The organism is Candidatus Melainabacteria bacterium (assembly GCA_003963305.1).
In the GTDB taxonomy this organism is placed as follows: domain Bacteria; phylum Cyanobacteriota; class Vampirovibrionia; order Obscuribacterales; family Obscuribacteraceae; genus PALSA-1081.
Window position 1 is genome coordinate 1 of the sequence record RXJR01000016.1, and the last position, 23,210, is coordinate 23,210.

Below are 23,210 nucleotides of genomic sequence, written 5' to 3' on the forward strand. Positions count from 1 at the left end.
CCAAAAGGCTTCATCCAAAACGGGTCTGTCCAGCGAGAGTCCGCAGCTAGAGCCAATTACAGCCATCTGTAATTGTATATTATGTTTCATTTCTAGTTACTGATTCGGAAAACGCCCAACGACGCCTGGTCTTCAGGCTCGTTCAAAAGACGCGGAACTACAATCACGTCGCGCCGATCTGACAAATGATCTCGTGACCGGCGGAAGTTGACTCCACGATTCCTTTATCCAGATGAAACATAATGACCCGGTTTATGTAGTGATTTCTGTGTTGATTCCTTTGGGCGGAAACTTTGACTACTGAATGCTTCAAAGTAACATCCCAGGCTAGCTGCAACGGTCGATAGTCTCCTTCCCCAAGTTGTACAACGAACTCATCGCCACCAAATCGGTAAACGTTCGCGTCCCCATAATCTGCGCGCAATAGGCTCCCAATTTCCTGGAGAACTTCATCACCAGTGCTCAAACTGTAGACATCAAGAAATTTTTTGAAGTTATCGATGTCGATACAGACGTACTTGTTTGTGTAAGCAGAATGGTCCTGCCAGCTGCTTCCAAAAGTTGCCCTATTAATGTCTTGTTCAAGCTGATAACGCGTTTTGCACTTTGTCATTGCATCGGTTTCTCGTCCTGGTGCGCAGGACTTTTGGAGTTCAATTTCAATTAGCTGTTGAACGTATTCTGAGACGTCGTCCGAGAGGTATCTTTCCTCTATCAATCTTTTGTACTGGTCGTATAGAGAATCCGGAATATCTATCTTCACGGTTTCGCTCCTCTTTAGTGAGCTCGATCATCACTTTGATATTGTTTGAACCGATCATGCCAGCTATTGACAAGGTTACCTGTTATTTTGGCTGACCACAAGCTCTAATCCTCTGATTTCATGCGGGTTTTGAACGAGGAGCCGTTATACGGTGTTTTGAGGGGCTTTTGCACCATAGGGTGGTAGGATTCGACCTTGTTCAATTTTAGGATACTTTTCTGGCGCCACATGGGTTGCTAACCGCAAGCACAGACAGTCTCTTTCAAGGACCTTGAATAGATACTGCAAGCGGTGGCACAATTGGGCACTGAACTTGATTGTAAGGAGACAAAAGAGTGATCGAGCCGATTCAATTCATCAGTGCTTCTGCAATTAACGCAGGACTGGTGATATTACCGGCATACGCGGTTGCAGCAGTCAAACGTTCAAAACCAGTTGCGCACGCGGCTTCAATCACCCTGATTCTGTTCATGCTCTATACCGTGGACTGCTGCTTACAATCTGGGATCAGGCTACAGGTAGGCATTACGAATTCTTCGGAACAAAAATTGGTATAGGTGCGGCGGTAAGCAGTTTGCTATTCGTACTAGGACATACATTTACACTTGATCATTTCTTTCACCCTATAGTTGCTCCGCTGTGGGTCTGGTTAGACATGAGCTTATTCGCATTAGCGATGGTCTGGTTCCGCGATACAAATGCGACAGTTTTTGGCCACCGCTGCTGGTTCACAACTTAGGAAATTCAGCTACGCACCTTGTAGAGGTGGCTTGCGGTCGGTGATACGAGAAGTCAGCCGACGGATAACTTTGCTCGGAAAGTCTGCCACTGTTCGGACACTATAGGACGCATAAAATCAGGATGGACGAATACCAGCAGATTGTGGAGTTGAATAAATGGCCGACGTTTTTCATAAGCACGAAGAAGATTCTGAGGGACATGTCGCTCCCCTTAGTGAGCTGGTGTACAACTCCCTACTAGGAGCTGGAAAACCAGCTGTCGACAAAGTCTTCGGTGCTCATCAAGATAGTTTGTCGGCTGAAAAATGGCTTTCCAAGCTAGAGCTTATAGGTGGAACTGATAAGCAAGTGAACGAGGAAGAACTTAAGTTCCTCATGGGTGCCGGACCCCAAACCGAGAGAATATTCCGGTCAGCCGACGAAGACGCTGACGGAGCCGTGTCAGTCAAGGAAGGAGTCAGTCTGTTTAACAAGATGGACAGCGATCACGATCATCAGCTGACGAGATCCGAATTCAATTCATTTACTGACAGGATTTAGGATCGAATTTCCGCGCACTGGGACATTGCCTGAAACAAATACCGATCTCTGCCCGGGGACTTCAGGCGGAGATCGCCTTTAAAAGTTCCGCATCCACCCAACCGTGACGAACAAATAATTCGCCTGAAGACTTGCTCTGGGTGCGCTGTTCCATCTGCACAATCAAAACCATATCTTCGGAAACCAGACCTAAAGAAACCAGTCGCATGCCAAGTGGATCTGTAACCGCGCTCGGTGCATCAATCATTTCTTGCCCGAGCAGCAAACCGTCTAACTCGGCCTGCGAAATGAATTGCTTGTCTTGTAAAACCTCTCCTAGAGGCATGCCTGTCTTCACCTGAGTATCGACTGCTTCTCTCAGTTGCTCCATCGATATCATTCCAGAAGCTACGCAGAGCTGACCGAGCCGGGGCCGACTGTCGCCCTGCTTTTCACCTTTCAAATACTCAGACCGCTGCTTCTCATATAACTGTCGCAGTTCTGGACGAATCAGCGTGGCATGCGCCTTGTCGATGGCAACACGGGCCTTGTCAGCCTGGCTCCTGGCGCGGTCCGACTTGAATTTGTCAGGAGAAAGAGCCTGCAAAAGGTGCTCGTAAGCAGCCTCCACCTGGGTGGTTGAGGCCGATTCTTCGAGACCAAGCACTGCGTATAGGCTGATCAACTAGGCACCTGTAAGCACAACTACAGTACAAAGCATACATGATTGTGCTCGTCATCATCCACCCCATCGGGTGCAATGATCGGAAGAGAAAATACGCAACTATTGCCATCATAGGTGGTGCTTCGTGCGCCATTTAGTCGGCCCACCCATGAATTCCTTATTGGGACGGAAGCATCGTTAGCATTCAAAACTTGGTGCCAGAGTACAAATAATTCTCCTCCCGCATAACAATTTTCAACAGGTCAACAGTTACTCCAGTCTAAACATCGATTCTTAATTAGTTCGAGTTTAGAACAGTACAAATAGTCGTATTGTCGACAGGATAAACAGTATTAAACTAAACGAGTCTATCAGTCAAATAGTAATATCTTCGTCTTGTTATATAGACATCCAGAATTTAAAACGAATCTATCCCAAGCTAAGTAAACTCTCGCCATGGCAACATTCTTCGTTCAAGCTGCTCAACTACTATCGTGAAAAAGAGGGCAATAACGACCAGAGCAAAGACACCAACTAAAACCGTGGCCATGTCGTAGAGTCCGGAGGCTCGCACGATCATGTGTCCAAGCCCTTCTTCGGCCGATATGAATTCACCGATGAAGGCTCCCAGCAATGCAAGTCCGATGTTTAGCTTCGCCGCATTAAGTACCCAGATCCAAGACGATGGCATAACCACAGTTCGGAAAGTCTGAAAGCGGCTCGCACCGATAACTTTCATCAGTCTGAGAAACCGAGGCTCAACTGAGGTAGCACCTTGATACGACTGAACGATGGCTACTACAACAGTGGAAATGAAAGCAAGCATAATCTTGGACATTATGCCAATTCCAAACCAGGCGATAATCATCGGCGTCAATGCAAATATCGGAATTGAGCCAAGTGCAGCGATATACGGCTTGGAGACTCGTGCGACGATTTTTGAATACCAGAGAGAGAGTCCGGTTAGCGCACCAAATAAGGTTCCAAATATAAAACCAACAAGGGCCTCGCAAATAGTAACGAGAGAATTTTTGAATAGTTCACCATTCATGATAAGAGTGACAAGTTTTTCCCAGACTTGTGCGGGACTGGAAAAAATAAACTGATTGTTGGCACTGGAAGCGCTGTAAAGCTGCCAAACCAGCAGCACTACCAGTAGTGGCACAGGATAGAGCCCGTATACCCACAGATTAGTTCGATCCGACGCATCAGGTGATTCTGTCATCAGGCAGAAACCTCCTTAAATCGATCCCAAATGATACGGAAGTAGTTCCCGAACGAAGGTAAAGCTCGCACCAATTCTGGTTCTCTGCAATCTCCAAAATCGATCTGAATTTCTGAGCGAATCTCGCCACCATTTCCAAGCAAGATAATTCGATCTGAGAGAGCAATCGCCTCCTCGATATCATGGGTGACAAGTAAGACAGTAATGCCTTTAGTTCTAGCGAGGTTGTAAAACTCAGTCTCGAGAGAAAGTCGGGTGTAGAAATCCAGAGCAGAAAAGGGCTCATCAAGTAAAAGCAAATCGGGGTTAAAAAGCAGTGTTTGGATAATGCTGACACGCTGCTTCATACCGCCGGACAACTGTGACGGGTAGTTTTTCATAATGCTTTCTTCGAGATGAAAACTGCTAAAAAACTCGGCTCGTCTTTGATCAAAAGTAGCCTTGTCGATACCGCCGATTTCCCGGGCAAGGTTCAAATTAGCGGCGACGGTGCGCCACGGCAACAATGCGTCCTGCTGAAAAATGTAGCCGATTTTTGTTTTGACCGAGGAATCTGCCGCGATCTTAATTTGCCCCCGTTGTGGAGCCATCAGTCCCGCTATGAGATTGAGCAATGTGCTCTTGCCGCATCCGCTGCGTCCCAGGATAGAGACTATTTCACCCTCGTTCACAGCTAGCGAAAGACGTTCAATAACTGACTTGCTATGATTTTCGAATGCGAAGCTAAGTTCGCTGATTGCAAGCAAAGTAGGCCGATTCGAGGCACTGAGAAATTGTGATGGAACTTCGTCCAATTTCGTTTATCACTTGCTCGGAATGTACTGCATGTCCACGTTCTCTTCGTAGCTGCCGGCGCTTTTCAGATCACCTAATTGATGGCGCAATTTTATCGCCGAATCCCAGGCAGACCTTGGCAGGTCAGGACTTGCCGGAATAGTGCCCGAATCGCGCAAGCGAATCAAGGCATCCTTAACGATCGCCGGTTTAACTTCAGGAAATTCCTTTTGCGCCACAGCGACGGCGCCGTCGAAATCGGACCGGATATATTTCATCGCGTCATCTATCGCAGCCCCGCATGCTCTGATCTGCTCCGGATGCTCTTTTGCAAACTTGTCAGAGACTTCCAGACCGGTGAACGCAAAATCTCCAAGTTCTTTTTGTGGAGCATACACAAGGTGACCGCCCTCACCTAAAACTATGGACACTGTCGGCTCGATCTCGATTGCCACGTCTGCCTGTGCCGAATGCAGGAGGGCCGGCAGGGTTCCGAACGCGCCCTGCACGATCTTTGCATTGTTCGCGTGTCCAGTATCAAGTAAGTTCTTCATCACGGCATAGCTCGTAGATGGAGCTGTGAATGCTGCGCACCGAAGTCCATTGAACTGCTCCGCTTTTGTGAAAGGACCAACACCTGGCTTTAAGGCAACGATCCAGAATGGTACGCCCCGGACTATTCCGGCGACCACTTTGCCGCCTTGCCCATGTTCCCTGGCAATCGCAGTGAAAGTGGGGTCGGCCACTCCGAACTGCGCATTACCGGTCGTAACGGCCGTGAATGTTTTCTCATCACCACCAGTGCTGACAAGGTTCACATCCAGCCCGTGAGCCTTAAAAAAGCCCTTATCCAGAGCGACATAAAGAGGCATGTAGAGGAAAACATGCCCGAATTGAGCAATCGTGATTTTGTTTGCTTGTGTTTGTTCAGTGTTACTGGATTTTGGAGTTTCCGAACATCCTGAAAGCGACAATGTAGCCATTAAGCAAGTTACTACGGCTGCAGTTCCGACTTTCATTTCTACACTCCACTTGAAATTAGTGTTCAGAATACACACTAATCAGCGTAAATGTAGAGCTGAGTGCACGTACCTTCTTGCTAGTTCATAAAACTTTTCGGGCTTACAGGGCTTAGAAAACAAAGCAGTCAAGATAATTTATTGATAATTCCATTGCAATACTTGCAAAACAACGGTTGTCGGCTGACCGCGCCATCTATACTTGCATGATTGTTGGATTTCGCCGTGACAAAACTGCAAAAAATTCTGACCGGATGCCTTGTGCTGGTGATTACCATCGCCTTCACAATGTCCTATTTCAGCCGTCCTCACGAGCCGAACGTAGAGATAGTAAATGCTCTGCAAGAGCTTCCCGATCCATCAAGAAACTATCCCCTTGATACAGGATTATCCGAGAGAATTTCCAGGTCTCACGGATTGGCTCTGGTTCTCGTTATTAGCGAATTCACTCAAAGGAACGCCCTCGCTCTCGATTCACTGAGATCATGGGCTCGCCAGAATTATCTTAGAGACGCCGGCTTCCTTCACAACGACTTACCCGAGCCGGTGAACAAGCACACAACCATTGTAGAAAGTCTCTGCTACAGCTTGTTTGCAGCGCCAAGCGCGGCTCTTCGCGAGGCTGCTCTCAATTTCGTGCGCGACCAGGTCGCTGAATTTCACAACACTCCCGCCTTTGAAAAATTCAGATCAGATTTCTTTGATTCGTTCGGGCTTGAGATGGAGTCCGCACTGCTTTTAGCGCGCTATCAGTCAGACAAAGCAAAAGCTTCTGTTGATGTTCTTCTCACTGCCGGGTTCTGGATTATCGTATTTGTTGTCGGATCGATTCTGGCATTGCGCTCTAAACCGGGCGTTCGCACCACTCGTCTGCAGCGAATTCTGGCTTACTTCTACGTGATCATGGCAATCTATTACTTGTGTTCAGCCTGGTCACAAAACCAAATGGTGTTCCTGATTTCGGCCTGGGTACTTGGATGGATAGGCATATACATCCGGCGCCCCGTCACGATCGAACTGGGCGAAGACAAAGGGCTGTCATTCAAAGTTCTCACACCAAGCCGCTCTGTAATAGCACTCGGTTATTGGGCCACATTTAGCTTGATCGCTATTCAGATCCTGACATGGATAAAAACTGGTTCGCTAATGAATCCAGATCCAGTCTCACTGCTGATTTCATGCTTCACGGGTAATTTTCTCTATGACCCTACAAGCGCTAAGCGAGCCATTTCACAGGCTGTTGGCGTAGCCTGGATTCTTGTTTCACTGTGGGTCTTCAGAGAAGTAACTGTTCGAGCACCGGCAGCAGAAGTCGAACAAGAGCTTGCCTCTCTCAATCAAGTAACACCCAAAGAAGAAGCACTTCCTTGATTACATGTCCTGTCTGGTCAGATAGAACAATGCCTTCTTTTCTCCAGGCAGCGTGAAATCAAAGCCGCACGACTGAAAGAACAAGTCTTCTGAAGTAATCGCCATCACCTCAAAAACGCCCTCTTCTTTCGCCTTTTCGACACAAGCATTGACCAGTCTTTTGCCAATGCCCCTGCCGCCGTATTCACGTGCTACCACCAAACTGCGCACTTCGGCGAGTTTAGGCGAGTATACTTCAAGCACCACGCAGCCGATTATTTCTCCGTCAGCCTCAGCAACCACGTAGGAAGGAATCAGGCTCTGAAGTTCGCTGAAGGTTCTGCGCAAAATCTTCTTTTCCGCAACAAAAGGCTCGATGCACTTCGCTATTGCATCGAGATCGCTATCCTTTGCCGGACGAATAATCACTTCAGTCGAAATTTGTTTGCTCACACTTTGCCTGCTAATTTGCCCTACCAGACTGCAAAACTTAGCACATTTTGACAAGCGCTATCAAATACTCATGACGACACTTTACGGCTCACTGAGCAGCTACTATTTGATGTTCACCACTTCGGTTTGAGCGCTTTGACTCTTCTCACTGTCATTGTTGGGGGAGCCGGATTGATTCGTGGATGGGTCAGGCTGAAGCGTCTGAGTATCGGAATTGTTGGATTCAGTGGCAGTTCTGAATTCCTTGACGCTTCCTTCTCGATATGTCTTACGCCTGTCTCGAAAAACAGTGCCAAGCGTGCTCCAATCGATAACAAGACTGCCACCGCTCAACTTCATCTGTTTATCGAGGTTCATTAACAGGTCGAGACAGGCATGATCGATGTAATCAAGCGCTTCCAGATGCACATGCAACTCAGTATCCTGACGAATTTTTTCCAGACAATCGGCCAATTTAGGCATGTTCAAGAAGGTCGCCGCGCCCGTCAGGTGCAACTGAGTTCGATTCGTCTTTTCGTCATAACTTACCTTCATGTCCAATCTTGTGAATGTGTAGACCAGCTTGCAAATTGACAGCGCTACTCCGGCAAGAACACCTGTGAGCAAATCAACCGACACAATCAAAATTACTGTCGTTGCATAAATGATCACTTCGCTCTTGCCGAATTTGCTCAGATTCTTGATTGTTTTGACATCCATCAACTTATAGCCGGTAAAGACGAGAAGCGCAGCAAGGCTGGAGACTGGAATCAGTTTCAAAACAAAAGGAAGAAACGAAACAAAAAGAAGAAGCCAGACTCCGTGCATGATGTTAGACATGCGCGTTCTGGCACCGGCAGCTACGTTGACACCGCTGCGCACCATCACGCCGGTCATCGGCAAAACTCCTAGAATTCCACACACGAAATTGCCGACACCTTGACCGGTCAGTTCCCTGTCATAGTTGGTGCGCTGGCCGCGATGCAGTTTGTCGAGCGCTGCGGCTGTCAAAAGAGTCTCGGCGGAAGCGATGAATGCCACTTCACAGCCGGAGAGAATGACATTCTTATCCATCAAATAGATGAGGGTATTTGCATCAGGAAACTGTAAGCAAGAGAAAATATTGGCAGGCAGATCGACGTAGCGGACAGGAAAGTGGAATACAGCAGCTATAGTGCTGACGATGGCAATTGCAACCAGAAAACTCGGCACCACCTTTAGTTTCTTCGGAGCGAACCTGGTCCAGAACAAAATGATGAGAATGGTGGCAACGCCTAAGAATGCCGCTTCTTCATGGCTCTTAGTGGCATCGGGACTGACGGCTTTAATAATCGCACCGGGAATCGAAAGCAGATTATTGATGCCGCTACCTTTTGAGGTGTCATCAACCATCAAGTGAAATTGTCCGGCAAACAATAGAGCTCCAATTCCCGCAAGCATCCCATTGATGATGGCAGGCGTGACTGCACGAAACCAGTGTGCCAGCCCGAACAAGCCACCGACCATTTGCAGAGTGCCTGCTACAAGAACTATCGCACCAAGTTTTTCAGGACCATGCTGGTGCAAAATGTCGGTCAGGATGACCACCAGGCCAGCCGCAGGCCCGCTTACCTGCAGTGGGCAGCCGCCTAAAAAACCTACGACCATGCCGCCGATGATACCGGTGACGATACCGACAGCCGGTGAAACACCGCAAGCGATCGCGATACCCATGCACAAGGGCAATGCGACAAGAAATACGACAAAAGAGGCCAGTAGGTCATGCATTAAGGAATCAGGAAGTATTCGCGAAGATACCGGCTTGGTCGAATTGCTCTCAAGGCTCTGGCTATCTTGCGTGACAGCGTTCACATTATCTGTAGAGGGCTTCTCCATAGATATCTAACTCCTGTAATTGCGCTCGATGCGCATAAAATCAAAGTGGGCCATGTGCAGAAAAAGTCCCAATGAATTGGGACGCGCTTCAATAGTCCTGTTTTTTGGCTCTGACAGCCAATTCCAAAGAATCAGCCGCCGGGCTGCAAATAGTATTAGGATTCGTACTTATACCTTATCTTGCCAACCTTTCACTTCACTTTCAACATTGGCTCAATTTAATGGGCTTGGTACAATGCAGATCAGTCAGGAGTCATGAGTGATTTTTATGCGTATTCTGTTAGCTGAAGATGACGAATTTATTGCGCGTGGGTTGCTTCTTGCGCTCGAGGAAAGCGGATATTTTCTCGACCATGTGAAATCCGGCAGTGACGCCGATGTAGCCATTGCCACAGATGTCTATGACTTGCTGGTGTTAGATCTTGGTTTGCCGGTACTGGATGGGTTGGAGGTTTTGAAGCGTTTGCGCTCGCGTCAGCAAACTGTGCCGGTGCTGATTTTGACCGCACGAGACAGCATTCAAGATCGGGTTCAGGGGCTTGATCTCGGTGGAAACGATTACATTACCAAACCGTTCGACCTCTCCGAGCTGGAAGCGCGTATTCGCTCCTTACTGCGCAAACAATACTGGAACAACAATACCGAAATCACGCATGGTTCCATAGTCTTCGATACAGTTTCACGAAGAGTTCGGGTGAATGGAGAGCCTCTGGAGCTATCGGCCCGCGAACTTGCTCTTCTGGAAATTATGCTGCAGAGAAGAGGAAGAGTTGTGACAAAGCGGCAGCTGGCCGACCATCTATCCAATTGGGAATCTGTTCTGACCGACAATGCAATCGAGATTCTGATGCACAGGTTACGCAAAAAACTGGAAACGTCAGGCTTCGAAGTTCGCACAATTCGCGGGCTGGGATACTTGGTTGAAAAGGCCGTATAGATCGATTCAACAAGAGCTGCTTGGTTGGCTACTTGTGCCAATTTGCACGCTCTGGTTGGTGACTACATTTTCCGCCTATTCGTTTGCGGCGCGATTTGCCAATGACGCGTACGACGAGATCATGTTGAATTCGGCAGATTCGATCGTTGCCAGAATTCTAGAAACAGATCATGGACTGATGGTCGATCTTCCACCCGCAGCCAGAGACATTCTCGAACACAATGACATGGATACATTTTTCTATCGAGTCGTCACGCTCGAGGGAAAAACGCTTTCGGCCGATGCAGACCTGCCGATGCCTCCTGAGGCTGCGAACTTGCCTCTTTGGAAACCAAAATTTACCGACGCCCGAGTAAAGGGGCTAAAAACGCGGCTCTGCGTTCTCAAAGTACCCGTAAAGGGATCACCCGCCGATGAAGTTGTCGTGATTGTTGCTGAGACATTGAAAGCACGAAATCACTTCGCTACTGAAATAACACTCAGCATTATCGTGCCGCAACTCTTTTTCATCCTTCTTAGCGCCATCGCAGTCTCGGTGGGAGTTTCTCGGGCACTTGTGCCACTAAAAATCCTTCGAGATTCCCTGCGTAACAGATCGCAGCATGACCTCACGCCAATCATAGAAGAAGACACGCCAAACGAGGTGAAACCGTTGGTAGTGGCAATTAACGAATTGATGATCAAACTGGCTGAAGATCTGGAAGCACAGAGAAGATTCGTTGGCAACGCGGCTCATCAACTTCGCACACCGCTGGCTGGACTGAAAACTTACGTAGCCTTGCTGAAGCGAAAGAAACAGCCGGAGACGACCGAACTTCTCGACCAATTGGATGTTGGGATGGACCGGTTGAATAAGTTGGTTGGCGGACTGCTGGCGTTAGCCAAAGCCGAGCCCAGCGCAAATCGCTCGACGGATATGATCATGACCGATCTGAACAGTATTACAGGCGATATCACAAATGCTTTGCGGGCGAAAGCTGAGAGCAAAGAACTTTCTATCGAATTCATGAAAAACAGCGAATCTGCCACCATTCACGGTGATCCAAATCGGCTTCAGGACCTGGTTTCCAACCTCATAGACAACGCGATTTTGTACACACAGAAAGGCGGCGCAGTAAAGGTCACTGTGGACGCTCTGGAGCATCAGGTGAAACTTGTCATCGAAGACAATGGCCCCGGCATTCCTCCCGAGGATCGAGACAGGGTGTTCGAGCGTTTCTATCGTGTTTTAGGTACTGGAGTAGAAGGAAGCGGGCTCGGATTAGCCATTGTGAAAGAAATAGCAATCATGCACGACGCAACGATTTCCATCGAAAGTGTCAAACCTCAGGGCACGCGATTTATCGTGAATTTCAAGCGAAGCACCGCACCAGTTGTCAATGTACAAACCGTCTAAACTTTTCGTACCATCGACTAGGCTGATCAGGGCAAACGTGTAAAATAACTGCATGCCCTTGTGTCGGAACTGGTATACGAGACGCACTTAAAATGCGTTGCCCGTAAGGGATTGAGGGTCCGAATCCCTCCAAGGGCAATCTCTTCTTCTTCGCCTGCGCCTGATTGTACGCAAACTAATTGACTGGAGCGTATTCCTTAACGCGCACCTTATTCTCAAGAAGACCGATTCCAGCAGCTTCCATCGAAACAACGTCTCCGTCTTTCAACCAAGTGTACTTAGCCGGCTGAATCTCGCTACCCGTTTTTGGATCGACTTTGGCGCTGAACTCAGCTATGCAGCCATTTCCAACAGTACCTGAGCCGATCAAGTAACCCGGCTGCACGGGAATGTTTTGTTGCCCCAGAAAGGTCAAGACACGGGGAAAACTCCAGGCATGACGCATGCCTGTGGCAGGATGCGTGTGATAGATAGTGTTGTAATTGGAATGGCTTCTCTCTTCACCGTTGACGCGAAGCACCATCTCCATGTCCATGACGCCTTCGTCATCCAACTGGAAGTGCGACACAGGCACAAATTTCGGACCGATGCTCTTGCCAATCACAAACTTGCTGTTGGCAGGTCCGAGCCCCTCGATATCACGTTTTTGAATGTCTCGAGCCGACCAGTCGTTGACGATGGTCAGTAGGCACTTTTCCTTGAAGAAGTCCAGCGCCTCTTGCTTTGTGGTGAGAAGCGCTGTCTCCGTCACGTAGCATCCTATCTCAAACTCATAGTCCCCGGCTCGCACGCAAGAAGGTATAACCACCTCATCTCCCGTACCGAACAGCTTTTCGGGTTGCAAGTCAACAATGTAATAGGCGGCGTGGTCATACCAGCCCGGCCAGATCGTTGCGCCCCGCTTGTCACGAATTTGCACGACATGTTTTTCGAAACCGAGGAAATCTATGAATGCTCTTGGTTCGGGCACATTCGTACCAAGAAGATTGACGGTTGTGGGAACAGTTCGAGAGTAGAGCATTCAGTCACGCCTCGCTTGCAAACAATGTCGGTTACAGAGCAGGCATTATCCCATGTATGACGAGTCGAAGAAATATTCTCAATGTTGCCCTTATAAATTGCAGAGAATCGCCGAGCTTGCAGTTACAATTTGGTTGCCTCGGGAGGAGATTGCATGAAACACACTGAAGCTTTTGAAAAGCTTGTGGCGGAGATAAAACCGCGTATTCGAGAAATTTCAATTGATGAGGTGCTGAAAAAGCAAGCCGGCAAACATCACTTCAGATTCGTCGATGTTCGCGAAGATCATGAGTGGGCAGAAGGTCATGCAGTCGGCGCGGAGCACATCGGGCGGGGCATTCTCGAACGAGATATTGAAAAACATATTCCCGACTACAACGAAGAGATTGTTCTTTATTGTGGCGGCGGTTACAGATCAGCCATGGCTGCCGACAACATTCAAAAAATGGGCTACACCAACGTCTTTTCGATGGCAGGCGGAATGCGGGGGTGGCGCGAGAAAAGTTTGCCCGAGGAAAGGTAAATTGAACAAACTGGTTCCGGCAGCATGCCTGCTTTTGACGTTTTGCCCGGCCCTGGCGAAGGACCCCGCACAGGCCATGCAAGACATGCAGTCCGTTTCAGATACCGATCCAAACGGATTCAAATGGATGATAGTCTGCATCGGTCTGCTTTTCCTGGTCGCCACGAGCTTGATTGTAGCGACAGTCATGTACGGAATGAAGAAGCCCAGGAAATAGCGCACCGTAACTAATACCAAGCATGAATTATCAGATCCCCGATAATTCAAGCAAATTGGATCTTGTAAACGCCTTCTGACTGTGTACAATTGGCGGCAGGAGGTAGCCAAGTATTGCCATCGTAAGTGATACCACTCATAATGTCGCCGAAGCAAGCTCGTCTAGAAAGAGCCTTTGATGAACACGAATCCGAAAAGAAACTATCAATCTCACGAGGACCATCTCGACCTCGAGGGATTGGAGTTACTGTTAGATCATGCCCATCTGGAAATCCCTCAGGTGCCAGTAGCACCGGTTTCCGAAACCAAACTAGTGCAAAATTTACTAGAACAGTTGGTGCGGGTAACTGATCTGGTGAAGGACACAAGTGAAAGGCTTGCGAGCGCCCACCAGCGTCTCAACCAGCTTTCCACACTGGTCACCACCCAGGCCAAGCAAATGGAACTGCTCGATCACTACCAGATTCAAGCAGCCCGGGCAGCCTCTCTCGAAAACCAGCTGGCGGCTGCAAATGCGGAACTGGAACACCACAGACAGCCCCTGTCCAGAAAATTACTCTTCTGGGTGAAATAGAATTCGACTTATTTCTGCTTCTATAAGCGTGCTCGGCGCAAGGCGGGGCACGCTTTTCACTGGCGAAGATGGTATGCTAATTCGCCTATGAATAAGAGATTGTGTTCCGCTTTACTCGGCATCAGTTTGTCCGTGGCGATGTTTGCGCCTTCCGGACAGGCGAAGACATTGGTTGGTGAAATCGACCACAGTGAGACTTTACAACCTTTAGATCCATCGATTGCTGTGGGCGAGATCTTCGAACCATCGAAACTGCCCACACTAGACAGTCAACCGGCTAACAAGTGGTACCGGATTCCAGCCTGGTTGGCTGGCACCTGGCACAAAGAGAGCCAAACTGACTACTACAGATACAACTACAAAACCGATAAAACCGACACGACCACTCGCACCGAACCTGCCAAGGCAACCGGCACCTGGGGCACCCAACAGGACGACAAGGGGACGATCTGGCAATTCGATCCGGCTCCTTTCACTGCGACCGTCGACAGCGGTGACGACTTCGTTGTGCAAATGGTCAGGTCTAGTGAGCCTATCGATGTTTCAGATCGCAAGTTTGTCAGACGAAGCATCGACACTCAGATTCGCGTCTCTAAAATGAACGGAGTGATCAAATCGGTAGAGTCCGGTGAACAACTCACCACTTATCGACCAGAAGGCGATGGGCTGATTAAGCGTGAAACTTCTGCCAAAGTTTTCGACACGCAGGGCCAGCCGATACTGCTTGGTAAATCATTTGCTTATGAGAACCGTGTCAGTGGATTCACGCCTCAAGATTCTTACAAGGGTAAGGATATGAAAAAGCTGTTTCAGGAGTTCCTACAATCGAATAGTGAAACTGCCTCGGCTACACCATAGGGGAGAAGAATGTTTAAAAAACTGTCCGAGCGACTCGGGCTGATTTCGCTCAGTCTACTTTTAACCACCTCTAACGCCTCCCTCGGCTCAGACAAGCCGTTGAAAAACAAGTCGGCAGGCAAATCAGCCGTGCCTGCAGAATATCGCCTCCCGGAAGGCATCTGTCCCAAAAGCTATGATTTATTTTTTCAACCCGAGCTGGGCAAACGCAGTTTTGCCGGCAAGGAGACGATATCAATCGTAGTGGCATCGGCTAAGCCTTCCATCGTCTTGAATGGCATCGAATTGAACATACTGAGCGCCACACTAAAAGATAGCTCCGGCAAGACAACCAAACTGAAAGTGACTCCGGAAGCCAAATTTGAGAGAATTCACCTGCAAAACGGCTCGACGATTCAGCCAGGCAACTATCAGCTTTCGATCAACTTTACAGGCACGCTCAATGACAAATTGCGGGGCTTCTATCGTTCTGATTTCAAAGACAAGAAGGGCGTCACGCACTTCATCGCTACGACTCAAATGGAGCCTACAGATGCCAGGCGAATGTTCCCCTGCTTCGACGAGCCGAGTTACAAAGCCACCTACAAAGTGACCGCATCCATCGATCCCGCCCTTGTCGCGATATCAAACAGTGCCGTTGCCGAAGACAAAGTCGATGCGAAAACTCATAAGCGAGTCATGAAGTTCGAAGAAACTCCCGTTATGTCGAGTTATCTTCTTGCACTTATTGTCGGTCCCTTTAGGAGCACACCCCTGGCCGTTTCTGAAGGTGTTCCAGTGAAAGTCTGGTGTGTTGCCGATCGAACTTCATTGGGCACGTATGCACAGCAAGTAGCGACCAAGTTATTGCCTTTTTACAACAAGTATTTCGGCGTTCCGTATCCAGGCAAAAAGCTCGATTTAATTGCCATTCCAGACTTTGAAGCAGGCGCTATGGAGAACCTTGGCGCGATCACATTCCGCGAGAGTGCACTGCTCATTCATGAAAAAACGGCATCAACAAGTTCTCGCATGGAAGTCTCATCCATAGTCGCCCACGAGATGGCGCACATGTGGTTCGGTGATCTTGTCACCATGAAATGGTGGGATGACCTCTGGCTCAACGAAGCGTTCGCCACCTGGATGGCCACAAAAGCTTGCGATTTCTTGCGTCCCGACTGGCATGAGTGGGATCACTTTGCTGCCGACCGCGCTCGTGCTCTGGAAAGTGATTCTTTGATGTCGACACGTCCGATTCACTTCAATGTCGACAACCCGCTGCAAGCGCTGGAGATGTTCGACGAGATCACCTACACGAAGGGTGCGTCGATTCTCAGAATGCTCGAGCGATTTGTTGGCGAAGATACATTCCAGATTGGTATTCAGGACTATATCAAAGCGCACCAGTTCAGTAATGCCACGACCGAAGATTTGTGGAGCGCAATTGGTACGGCTTCGAAGTTAGATGTTTCAGCCCTGATGAAAAATTGGGTGATGAAACCCGGTTACCCTCTTGTTGATATTCAGAAATCAGCACGTGGACTCGATCTCGTTCAGTATCGATTCATCCTGATTCCGCCCGCTACCGATCAGACTCCGGCCAAAACGATCTGGCACACTCCCGTTTCCTTCCGCCATTCCAACGAGCAATCTCCTGAGAAGTTTTTGTTTGAAGATCAAAATGCGACGCTGACTAAACCGATGGAAGCGCCGTTCACCGCCAATGCACATGGTGACGGTTACTTTCGCGTCAAATATACCGATGAGCAACTCAAGAAACTGGCGTCGGCGATTCAAAACTTTGATGTTCAGGAGCGTCTTGGTCTGATAACAGATCAATGGGCACTCTGTTACAACAACAAAGTTTCGATTGAGTCATTTCTGAATTTGACGAAAGCTTACGCTGATGAAAAGGATCCAACCGTAATTGGTGCGTTGATCGAAAAAATCAATGGTCTATACAAGTTCATTACGCCTCCTGCGCGTCCTGCCTTCGCCACGTTCGTAAGAAACACGCTCTCCCGACAGAAAGAAGAATTCGGATGGCAGCCTCACTCCGGTGAGTCGGATCTGACGGCATTGGCAAGAGTAGATGTCTTGAGAACACTGGGCACCATCGGTCAGGATCAGAGCGTCATCGATAAGGCGCGACAACTTTTCGCTCAATACGCGAAAAACACAGCATCGCTCGACCCAAACATTGCCGAGGCAGTCACGGTGATTGTGGCTTATAACGGCAATGCATCAGACTACAAGCAATTGTCCAAACTCTGGCAGACCGCTCAAACTCCTGAAATCGAAAAGCGCGCACTGTTTTCTTTAGCGCTTTTCAAACAACCGGAGCTTGCCGATCAGACTCTGGCCATGTCAATCACCGATAAGGTTCGTACACAAGATGCGCCCCGACTATTGGGTCGCTTACTGGGTCAAGTTGATACCAGTGCCAGAGCATTTGCGTTTGTCCAGAGCAACTGGGCTGTGCTCAACAAGCGGTTCCCACCAAATTCGATGCCGCAGATCGTTTCAGCCGCTGCCGCTTCTTTCACCACAGCCGAGCAAGAGTCAAAGGCAAGAGTGTTTGTATCTACACACCCGATGGCGGCAGGAAAACGTACGATCAGGAAAGCACTTGAGTGGATACATGGCAACGTCATCTTCCGCCGCAATGCTGCCATTGAGTTGAATAACTCTCTGACGAAAAAATAATGGCTGTTGCTGGTCGAAGAGCAGCTGCGAAACCCGCCATTAAAGCGATTATCGCCTTACTTGGTTGCGCCCTCATCATGCAGGCAGCAACAGAGCATGCACTTGGCAGACAGGTAGCTTCGCCTCCAGCCCGGATGTTGTGGGCCTGGGAACGTCCTGAGGATCTGCGTTTTATCGATGCGAAAACGACCGGCGTAGCCTATCTAGTCGCCACTATAAAACTTAGAGGTGGTGCCGTAATTTGCATAAACCGCCACCAACCGCTGCGCGTTCCACCTGGCACTTACATGATGCCAGTCGTCAGAATCGAGTCTGACGGAACCCTGGACAGTTCAAGGACAACAGAAATCGAGAAGATAGCCGCGATAATTCCGCGCTTCTTGACCCCACGTGTGCGTGGTTTTCAATTTGACTTCGACGCCCGTAAAAGCGAAAGGGGCTGGTATAAAAATTTCTTGCTGAAGATGCGTGAGACGCTTCCAGCCGATCTTTACCTGTCGATGACGTCAATCGCTTCCTGGTGCCTGGGTGACGACTGGATCAACGGCAATAAATTGCCTGTTGATGAAGTCGTCCCAATGTTTTTCGAGATGGGCGCAGACACAAGACAGATAGGCGTTCTTCTCGACAATGGCAACACATTCGGACACACCTTTCAGTCAATTGGAATTTCAGACAAGGACATGGCGATAAACAAACGTCTTGGCAAGTTCGTAACAGGTATACTAAAGCCGACTCCACGGCTTTATATGTTTTCGCGCAAGCCGTGGAACCAACAGAAAGTGCAAACGCTGGTGCAAGAGGTCAATAACTGGAAATGAATATCGCAAAAGTCGGAGTGATGATTGCTGCTCTCTCGTTCTGTTTAAACCCGATGAGAGCTTACTCGTGCGGACCATTCTTCGACGAAACGGTTTTCAGTTACCAGTACCATCCCGACCTGCCGCTCAAATTTTTCGCCGATGGCAAGCTTGGTGTCATAGAACCCAGTTTTGCCCGCTCCTATTTATTTGCTGCCTACCGCGATTTGTCCGGTAAGCCTCTCACCGATGCTGAGCAGAAGTCCATTATAAAAGTCTGGGAAACTCGCATGACCAACGCCGATGCGGTTGTCGGTTATGCCGGCGCGGGCATGGAAAACTGGTTGAAAGAGAGAAACAAACTGCCCGGCATCAAGAAGATCGATATGATCTCGTCTGACAGACCGGTATCTCAAACCGATGGCGACACAGCCAACACGTATTTAAACTGCCCGGATGATGCATTCAAAAATGCCACCACAATCTTGCAACAAAAAATCAGCAAGTTTGGCGCTAATTCGGCGGCAGTAAAAGATTGGGTGGGAGCACAAGACCAGGTATTCAGCCATTGCGCTGGTCCCAGCTATAAATGGGAAACGAAAAAATACGAGGCTGAGCCACCATTCCCCTCACCGGCCATTGCCTCCGCTGATGCGACTACCCGAGCTGATCGCGCCTATCAAATCGCCGCAGCACACTTTTACGCACAGAAATTCGATCAGGCCGCTCAGGAATTTGATGCCATAGCAAAGGACGAATCATCACCTTATCGCGACATTGCACCGTATCTGGCGGCTCGCTGTATGCTCCGAAAAGGAACCCTGGCTCCGAAATATGACATTGGCGCCCTTCAACACGCGCAACAACGTCTGAAAAATATTATTGACGACTCGAAATCATCAGCCAATATTCGCGAAGCCGCAAACAAACTTTTGACTTTTATTGCCATACGAGAGACACCCGAAGCAACGCTAAAAGCCCTTGCCCACAAAATCGCCAATGGTGGAGCCAATGAAGCTTTCGGTCAAGATGTGATCGACTACACATGCATGCTCGATAAATACTTTGACTGGAGCGTTGACAACGAATCGAACGAATCGCCCAAGCTGTCCCAAATACCTGCCGCCGCACAATCCGATCTGACTGAATGGATCACTCTCGTACAAACCACAGATGCTCAGGCTGAAGAAGCTGCGTTCAAGAAATGGAATAATTCCAAGACGCCTCTCTGGCTGATTCCAGCGATTATGCATGCGAAAGCAGGTGGCAAAAACAGCGCCGCTTTAATCGAGTCTGCCCTTGCTGTGCCAGCCAGTTCCTCAGCCTATTTGACGGTGCGATACTATGCAGTCAAATTGCTTGTCGAATCAAAAGATTATGCCCGAGCAAAGAAGACGATCGACGAGGCTCTGGCGCTCAAAGACAATCCTCCTTCAACCGTTAACTTATTCCTCGACCAGAAAATCAAACTGGCAAAATCGATCGCCGAGTTCTGGCCCGATGCCGTTCGCTTCAGCGCTGGAGCAATGAACGATTCTATGGGACTGGAAACTCCAGACGATCTGGATAAAGCAGAAGCAAGAAATAGTTGGTACGTCGGACCTTCAGCTTTCAGCCCGAGCGCAGCAAACGTGATTAATCAATCGATGCCGCTCAGCATACTGGCTAATGCAGTCTGGTCGAACTGGGCAGTAGCTCAGAAACGGGATTTTCTACAAGCCGTCTGGACTCGAGCTATTCTGCTCAACGATGACAAAGTGATCGCTCAAATCACTCCCCTTCTAGCCGCCCAGAATCCGCTTCTGGCAAAGTTGCTCAATGAATATAAAGCCGCGACCAATCCAGACCAGAAAAGATTTCTAAGCACGTACATTCTTCTGATAGACCCGGCTATGCGCCCCTATGTCACGCCAGGAACGGCGCGACAAGCCGCTTTTAATAAGATTGACGACTTTCAGGACAACTGGTGGTGCTCTACCGGTCCTTCTACAAGCGACGACGGAGACACACCTCAGAAACCGGTGAAAGTCAAAGCTGATTTTCTAACGCCAGCTCAACTCGCTCAGGCTGCTGCCGAGGACAAAAAATTGAAGGCTGCCGGATCTGGTTCCACATACCTGCTGACGGAACTGCTAGCCTACGCAAAGAAGCCTGGAACGAAGGATAAGCGTTTGCCGGAAGCGCTTTACCACGCAATCAGATCGCCAAAATTCGCCTGTACGGACAAAAACACTTCCGCTCTATCGAAGACAGCATTTCAACTGATGCATAAACAATATCCTCATGATCCATGGACAGCGAAAACACAGTATTGGTACTAAGATTCGTGTTTTGTAAGCTTTTAGTTGCCGCCCTCGTTTCCACATTGATTTGCGTGGAATCGGTTTCTGCACACTCGAATAAAGGCACACACAATCACGCCAATTCAAAGCAAGGCGGGTCGCCGGGTCAGAATGGCGCGCAGTCAGGTACCCAGACAAACCAGCTCGACACTCCACCCTGCTTGAGTTGGATCAGTCCGGTATTGAAACCGAGAGCTTTGCTCTTGTGCGTACATGGGCTTGGACTGTACAGCGGCAGCTATGCGAATTTCGGTAAGAGACTGGCCCGGCTCGGGATTAATGTCTACGCAATCGACGTGCGGGGTTTCGGATCGTGGATGCGTAATGGAGGGCACGATCAGGTAGATTTCAACGGTTGTCTGAACGACGTGAAAACAACACTTCTATCGATTCGCAGTGCTAATCCTGGTATGCCGGTCTTCCTGCTCGGTGAATCCATGGGTGGTGCGATCGCTTTGAGAGCGGCTTCGATGTATCCGGATCTGATTGACGGCTTAATTTCTGCAGTACCATCAGGTGATCGGTTCAAGCAGAAAAAGACTGACTTGAAAGTCGCTCTGCAGTTCTTAAAAGGTGCCGATAAACAGTTCGATGTCGGGTCTGCGATAGTGGATCAGGCTACTGCAAATCCCAAGCTTCGCGACGACTGGGCAAGTAATCCGCTTGATCGCATGAATCTGTCACCGAAGGAATTGATTCAGTTTCAATCATTTATGAATGACAATCATGACTCAGCAAAAAAGATCATTACCACTCCCGTACTTATGGTGCAGGGCAACAACGATAAACTCGTTAAGCCCGAAGGTACGTGGGATTTGTTCAACGAAATCGCATCTGAACAAAAATCTTTTCTTGCCGTGCCCAGTGAGCATTTAATTTTCGAAGAACAGCAGGACAAGGAGCGTATTTTCGACCGCCGTATCGATCAAATGACCGCCGCCTGGATTATGTGTCACACCGCAGATACTGTCAGAACAGCAGCAGTGGCTCAAGCCCACAACAACTCACTTTCCGAACCGATAAACTTAATCGCGTCAGGAAATTATGCAGACGCAAAAACTGAATTACAGCAAATTTTAGAGCGCGAGCCCCTCAATGCAGAGGCGCACTATTGGCTCGGCATCACCCTCTACAAATCACGCAATGTCAGTGCGGCACAGAAAGAATTCGAGACTTGCGTCAGCCTTGGAAATGATCCGGTTCATTTGAAAGATGCTTCGAATTATTTGCTGGCAATCAAAGGCAAAGATGTAGATTTGCCGCCTGTCATTCCAACTGACTCAACCGGAACAGCGACTCCAATCAGTCATCCCGAAATTTCCCAGGGCGTGCCTACGGTGCTTGCCTTCTACGCCCCCTGGGTTGCCCAGTGTCGTGAGATAGTTCCCATGTTCATGCAAGCGCAACAGCGATACGGACCACGTCTGCGCCTGATTCAAGTTGACATCGATACCCCGGACGGAAAAAGTCTTGCCAGCCAGCTCAATATTGGTCCAATACCTACTTTCGTGTTCTTGACAGGCAGTGGCGATATAGCAAAAACTCGAATCGGCATGTCAAGCTTTATCGATTTTGCTAAGAACATAACAACTATCTTGCCACGCTGAGACTGGAGATGCGTACGGGCTCATGTATCATAGTGTGGGCACATAATGAGAACGGTGGACAATGACAACTACTGACTTATACGAATCTGAAGCGCTTCTCGATCAAGCGCGCAAAGCAGCTAACAAACGACAATTCTCGGCGGCAGCAAACTTGTTCGATCAAGCTGCGAAACGCAGAGAAAAGGCTCTCGGAGAAGACGTCAGCGTTGCCCAAATTCTCGACGAACTCGGCGCAGTTCAGATTGCTCTCGGTAAATTTGATGAGGCTGAAAAGACTTTGACCGGCGCACTGGCGATGGCAGAAAAGTTGCTTTATGCGGGTCATGGATTGCTCGTTCCTTTCTGTCAGCATCTTGCCGATTTGCATATTCTGCAAAAGAAATATGCAGAGGCAGAACCGTTCGCTGCCAGAGCTCTGGAAATCAGTGAAAAAACTTTGAGTGGTGAACATCGAACCACTTTGCTCAACATTCAACGTCTGGGCCTGGTGCAGAGCAAATTAGACAAACAAGCCGACGCCGAGAAAACACTGACAAAAGCGCTGAAGCATATCGATTCTCCGCTCGGACCACTTGAAGAATTCAAATATGAGCTCGCCATGTTATTCCAGGCTCAAGGGAAAACTGCCGAAGCTGAGAAAGCATACAAAGAAGCAATCGAAGGGCTCGAGTATCGCACCAACCTGCCGAGACTGGCAGAATGTCTGACAAGTTACGCCGAGTTTTTGAAAGCAAACAATCGCGGCAGCGAAGCAGAGCCATTTCTTCAAAGAGCGAAAACAGCCAGCGAGAACAGTCGCGATTGGCATCATTCGCCGGATATCTTCCCGTCAACTTTGCTGCGAGCTTAATGCGCCCTTAAAGCGAACCTGTTGTAAAGTCAAAACCAAGC

The 23,210-nt window shown here is 48.9% G+C and carries 21 protein-coding genes and 1 tRNA gene; 14 read left to right on the forward strand and 8 right to left on the reverse strand.

What is annotated here, in order from left to right; translation table 11 throughout:
- Window positions 1-163: 163 nt before the first annotated feature.
- Complete coding sequence (locus tag EKK48_16305; GenBank protein ID RTL40313.1) at window positions 164-763, reverse strand: diguanylate cyclase; 600 nt, start codon at window positions 761-763, stop codon at window positions 164-166.
- An 896-nt stretch (window positions 764-1,659) separates the two neighbouring features.
- On the opposite strand from EKK48_16305, the gene EKK48_16310 reads away from it, so the two are divergent.
- A complete protein-coding gene (locus EKK48_16310; GenBank protein RTL40314.1) occupies window positions 1,660-2,043 on the forward strand; it encodes a hypothetical protein in 384 nt (127 codons plus the stop codon).
- A gap of 61 nt (window positions 2,044-2,104) precedes the next feature.
- On the opposite strand, the gene EKK48_16315 is transcribed toward EKK48_16310, so the two are convergent.
- The 4 genes from EKK48_16315 to EKK48_16330 form a co-directional block, all read right to left on the reverse strand.
- Window positions 2,105-2,707, reverse strand: coding sequence for a hypothetical protein (locus EKK48_16315; protein RTL40315.1), 603 nt, complete (start codon window positions 2,705-2,707; stop codon window positions 2,105-2,107).
- A gap of 418 nt (window positions 2,708-3,125) precedes the next feature.
- Entirely contained in the window at window positions 3,126-3,911 is a 786-nt protein-coding gene (locus EKK48_16320; protein ID RTL40316.1) for an ABC transporter permease, read from the reverse strand.
- The gene (locus EKK48_16325; GenBank protein RTL40317.1) at window positions 3,911-4,705 is read right to left on the reverse strand and encodes an ABC transporter ATP-binding protein; all 795 of its coding nucleotides are present in this window, start codon (window positions 4,703-4,705) and stop codon (window positions 3,911-3,913) included. The genes EKK48_16320 and EKK48_16325 overlap by 1 nt, the downstream gene beginning before the upstream one ends.
- A gap of 9 nt (window positions 4,706-4,714) precedes the next feature.
- Entirely contained in the window at window positions 4,715-5,704 is a 990-nt protein-coding gene (locus EKK48_16330) for an ABC transporter substrate-binding protein (protein ID RTL40318.1), read from the reverse strand.
- A gap of 225 nt (window positions 5,705-5,929) precedes the next feature.
- On the opposite strand from EKK48_16330, the gene EKK48_16335 reads away from it, so the two are divergent.
- Complete coding sequence (locus EKK48_16335; protein ID RTL40319.1) at window positions 5,930-7,075, forward strand: hypothetical protein; 1,146 nt, start codon at window positions 5,930-5,932, stop codon at window positions 7,073-7,075.
- On the opposite strand, the gene EKK48_16340 is transcribed toward EKK48_16335, so the two are convergent.
- Window positions 7,076-7,495 (reverse strand): GNAT family N-acetyltransferase, encoded by a 420-nt coding sequence (locus EKK48_16340; protein RTL40397.1) that lies wholly within the window; start codon window positions 7,493-7,495, stop codon window positions 7,076-7,078.
- A 114-nt stretch (window positions 7,496-7,609) separates the two neighbouring features.
- Window positions 7,610-9,253, reverse strand: a complete 1,644-nt coding sequence (locus EKK48_16345) for a SulP family inorganic anion transporter (protein RTL40398.1) — start codon at window positions 9,251-9,253, stop codon at window positions 7,610-7,612.
- Window positions 9,254-9,620: 367 nt separating this feature from the next.
- On the opposite strand from EKK48_16345, the gene EKK48_16350 reads away from it, so the two are divergent.
- The 3 genes from EKK48_16350 to EKK48_16360 all read left to right on the forward strand — a co-directional run bounded on the left by EKK48_16350 (window position 9,621) and on the right by EKK48_16360 (window position 11,832).
- Window positions 9,621-10,298, forward strand: coding sequence for a response regulator transcription factor (locus EKK48_16350; protein ID RTL40320.1), 678 nt, complete (start codon window positions 9,621-9,623; stop codon window positions 10,296-10,298).
- The gene (locus EKK48_16355; protein ID RTL40321.1) at window positions 10,282-11,694 is read left to right on the forward strand and encodes a sensor histidine kinase; all 1,413 of its coding nucleotides are present in this window, start codon (window positions 10,282-10,284) and stop codon (window positions 11,692-11,694) included. The genes EKK48_16350 and EKK48_16355 overlap by 17 nt, the downstream gene beginning before the upstream one ends.
- A 54-nt stretch (window positions 11,695-11,748) precedes the next feature.
- Window positions 11,749-11,832, forward strand: a tRNA-Leu gene (locus EKK48_16360).
- A 37-nt stretch (window positions 11,833-11,869) separates the two neighbouring features.
- On the opposite strand, the gene EKK48_16365 is transcribed toward EKK48_16360, so the two are convergent.
- Window positions 11,870-12,715 carry a fumarylacetoacetate hydrolase family protein gene (locus EKK48_16365; GenBank protein RTL40322.1) on the reverse strand — a complete coding sequence of 282 codons (846 nt, stop codon included), beginning with the start codon at window positions 12,713-12,715 and terminating at the stop codon, window positions 11,870-11,872.
- Window positions 12,716-12,868: 153 nt separating this feature from the next.
- Between EKK48_16365 and EKK48_16370 the strand changes: the two genes are divergently transcribed.
- From EKK48_16370 to EKK48_16410, 9 genes are all read left to right on the forward strand, one after another.
- Window positions 12,869-13,237: a sulfurtransferase gene (locus EKK48_16370; GenBank protein ID RTL40323.1), complete on the forward strand. Its 369-nt coding sequence runs from the start codon at window positions 12,869-12,871 to the stop codon at window positions 13,235-13,237.
- 1 nt (window position 13,238) lies between these two features.
- Window positions 13,239-13,454: a hypothetical protein gene (locus EKK48_16375; protein ID RTL40324.1), complete on the forward strand. Its 216-nt coding sequence runs from the start codon at window positions 13,239-13,241 to the stop codon at window positions 13,452-13,454.
- A gap of 177 nt (window positions 13,455-13,631) precedes the next feature.
- Window positions 13,632-14,027, forward strand: a complete 396-nt coding sequence (locus tag EKK48_16380; protein ID RTL40325.1) for a hypothetical protein — start codon at window positions 13,632-13,634, stop codon at window positions 14,025-14,027.
- An 87-nt stretch (window positions 14,028-14,114) separates the two neighbouring features.
- Window positions 14,115-14,885, forward strand: coding sequence for a hypothetical protein (locus EKK48_16385; GenBank protein ID RTL40326.1), 771 nt, complete (start codon window positions 14,115-14,117; stop codon window positions 14,883-14,885).
- 9 nt (window positions 14,886-14,894) lie between these two features.
- Entirely contained in the window at window positions 14,895-17,570 is a 2,676-nt protein-coding gene (locus tag EKK48_16390; GenBank protein RTL40327.1) for a M1 family peptidase, read from the forward strand.
- Window positions 17,570-18,391, forward strand: a complete 822-nt coding sequence (locus EKK48_16395) for a hypothetical protein (GenBank protein ID RTL40328.1) — start codon at window positions 17,570-17,572, stop codon at window positions 18,389-18,391. Before EKK48_16390 ends, EKK48_16395 begins: the two co-directional genes overlap by 1 nt.
- Complete coding sequence (locus EKK48_16400) at window positions 18,388-20,691, forward strand: hypothetical protein (GenBank protein RTL40329.1); 2,304 nt, start codon at window positions 18,388-18,390, stop codon at window positions 20,689-20,691. Before EKK48_16395 ends, EKK48_16400 begins: the two co-directional genes overlap by 4 nt.
- Window positions 20,661-22,319, forward strand: a complete 1,659-nt coding sequence (locus tag EKK48_16405) for an alpha/beta fold hydrolase (protein ID RTL40330.1) — start codon at window positions 20,661-20,663, stop codon at window positions 22,317-22,319. Before EKK48_16400 ends, EKK48_16405 begins: the two co-directional genes overlap by 31 nt.
- 61 nt (window positions 22,320-22,380) lie before the next feature.
- On the forward strand, window positions 22,381-23,169 hold the full coding sequence (locus tag EKK48_16410) for a tetratricopeptide repeat protein (GenBank protein ID RTL40331.1): 789 nt from the start codon (window positions 22,381-22,383) through the stop codon (window positions 23,167-23,169).
- The last annotated feature ends 41 nt before the right edge of the window (window positions 23,170-23,210 follow it).

Bases quoted from the DNA above. Each gene is read 5' to 3' on its own strand.
- EKK48_16390 (RTL40327.1), top strand. From the start codon at position 14,895: ATGTTTAAAAAACTGTCCGAGCGACTCGGGCTGATTTCGCTCAGTCTA.
- EKK48_16345 (RTL40398.1), bottom strand. From the start codon at position 9,253: ATGCATGACCTACTGGCCTCTTTTGTCGTATTTCTTGTCGCATTGCCC.
- EKK48_16400 (RTL40329.1), top strand. From the start codon at position 18,388: ATGAATATCGCAAAAGTCGGAGTGATGATTGCTGCTCTCTCGTTCTGT.
- EKK48_16365 (RTL40322.1), bottom strand. From the start codon at position 12,715: ATGCTCTACTCTCGAACTGTTCCCACAACCGTCAATCTTCTTGGTACG.
- EKK48_16405 (RTL40330.1), top strand. From the start codon at position 20,661: ATGGACAGCGAAAACACAGTATTGGTACTAAGATTCGTGTTTTGTAAG.
- EKK48_16330 (RTL40318.1), bottom strand. From the start codon at position 5,704: ATGAAAGTCGGAACTGCAGCCGTAGTAACTTGCTTAATGGCTACATTG.
- EKK48_16385 (RTL40326.1), top strand. From the start codon at position 14,115: ATGAATAAGAGATTGTGTTCCGCTTTACTCGGCATCAGTTTGTCCGTG.
- EKK48_16310 (RTL40314.1), top strand. From the start codon at position 1,660: ATGGCCGACGTTTTTCATAAGCACGAAGAAGATTCTGAGGGACATGTC.
- EKK48_16410 (RTL40331.1), top strand. From the start codon at position 22,381: ATGACAACTACTGACTTATACGAATCTGAAGCGCTTCTCGATCAAGCG.
- EKK48_16370 (RTL40323.1), top strand. From the start codon at position 12,869: ATGAAACACACTGAAGCTTTTGAAAAGCTTGTGGCGGAGATAAAACCG.
- EKK48_16320 (RTL40316.1), bottom strand. From the start codon at position 3,911: ATGACAGAATCACCTGATGCGTCGGATCGAACTAATCTGTGGGTATAC.
- EKK48_16380 (RTL40325.1), top strand. From the start codon at position 13,632: ATGAACACGAATCCGAAAAGAAACTATCAATCTCACGAGGACCATCTC.
- EKK48_16395 (RTL40328.1), top strand. From the start codon at position 17,570: ATGGCTGTTGCTGGTCGAAGAGCAGCTGCGAAACCCGCCATTAAAGCG.